1 protein-coding gene is annotated in these 1,321 nt (G+C 71.4%); it reads right to left on the reverse strand.

Features of this window, described 5'->3' with window-relative positions:
- Positions 1-580: 580 nt before the first annotated feature.
- Positions 581-916 carry a hypothetical protein gene (locus FZ988_RS18365; RefSeq protein WP_149205495.1) on the reverse strand — a complete coding sequence of 112 codons (336 nt, stop codon included), beginning with the start codon at positions 914-916 and terminating at the stop codon, positions 581-583.
- Between the last annotated feature and the right edge of the window lie 405 nt (positions 917-1,321).

The raw sequence follows: 1,321 nt of genomic DNA on the forward strand, positions 1-1,321 counted from the left end.
CGTGCGACGTGCGACCGAGCGGTGCAGCGGGGCCGCCTAGCGCTGTTGCAGCAGCGACCACCACTGCTAGGCGGCCCTCGCTCCGCTCGGACGGCCCTTCAGCGCTCTACCCAGGCCCGGGCGGTGTGGCCGCTGTGGGAGGGAGCGGGGGCAGAGCGCGGCCCCCCTAGAGCGCACGGACGAGCGCCGGGCTCCGTATGCGGGGCTCGTGCTCATGCGCTCTAGGGGGTGCCGCTGCGGTCGGTCGCGTACGACGTCGCTAGGGCCGCGCCACGGGGATTACTCGGGCGCCAGGACCGGGGAGTGAGCATCCGTGCCCCGGGGCCCGTTGACGGCCCCGAGCCTGCCTCTGCGGCCTTGGTGCTCCGGGTCTGCCTTCACGCACGCCGGATGCTCTCGGTGATGCCCTTTGGTCTCACTACACCCGGGGGCCAGCCGGTGGACTTCTGCACTCGCCCGGCGCGTCGTTCCGGGGTCTTCGTGGTGCTGCGTCTGGCTACGGCGTACCGTTGCGTTTGTGCGTTCTCAACAAGCCGCACGCTAGGTCCCCCGGTCTCATGATCGGGGGACCTAGCCATTTTCAGGGCGTGTCGCGCTCTCCCCAGCGGCCGCGGGCACCCTCAGCGGTGAGGCCGACCGACCAGCCGATCACGGCCCACGAGAGCCCCGCAGAGCGCGCCTCGAGCACGAGGTCGTCGAGGTGCGCCTGGAAGTGCTCGAGTTGCAGCGCGTGGTCCTGCAGCTCGGCCAGCCGGTCCTGCTGCGAGCTCGACAGCCGGCGCACCGCTCCGGGCGTCACCGGGGCGAAGAACGCGGCGCCGGCCTCACCCCGGACGACGTCGACCGGGCCATCGTTCAGCGCGCCCAGTTCGGGAGAGATCGGCTCTTGCGTCCAGGACTTCTTGCCAGGTTTCATGGCAGATATTCTGCCACGGGCCAGGCGGCCCGCGCAAGGGTTCTAGCGGCGTTTCCGCAGGTCGCACGCTGTTTCGAGATGGTGCGTTGAGTAATTCGCAATGCTTGCAAGGGGCGCGCTCCGCACGCCCGAACGCCCACCCCTGCGGGGCCCCGGCGTTCCGGCGCACAGCCGCGCGGGCCCGAGGCGAGCACAGGCGAACGACTGGGCCGCGTCGATCTGGCGAGACAGGGACGGCACTGCAGTCCTCGCGGGTGGACGCCCTGGTCTGTGGTCATCTGGCCCGTGCCCCAGTCGGGCGCCTGGCCGTGTCGGTGGCTGGGTCTAGCGTGCGACGTGCGACCGAGCGGTGCAGCGGGGCCGCCTAGCGCTGTTGCAGCAGCGACCACCACTGCTAGGCGGCCC

The organism is Actinotalea subterranea (assembly GCF_008364845.1).
In the GTDB taxonomy this organism is placed as follows: Bacteria; Actinomycetota; Actinomycetes; order Actinomycetales; family Cellulomonadaceae; genus Actinotalea; species Actinotalea subterranea.

What these genes read in the sequence shown, in the direction of transcription:
- FZ988_RS18365 (WP_149205495.1), bottom strand. Translation starts at nt 916, where the DNA reads ATGAAACCTGGCAAGAAGTCCTGGACGCAAGAGCCGATCTCTCCCGAA.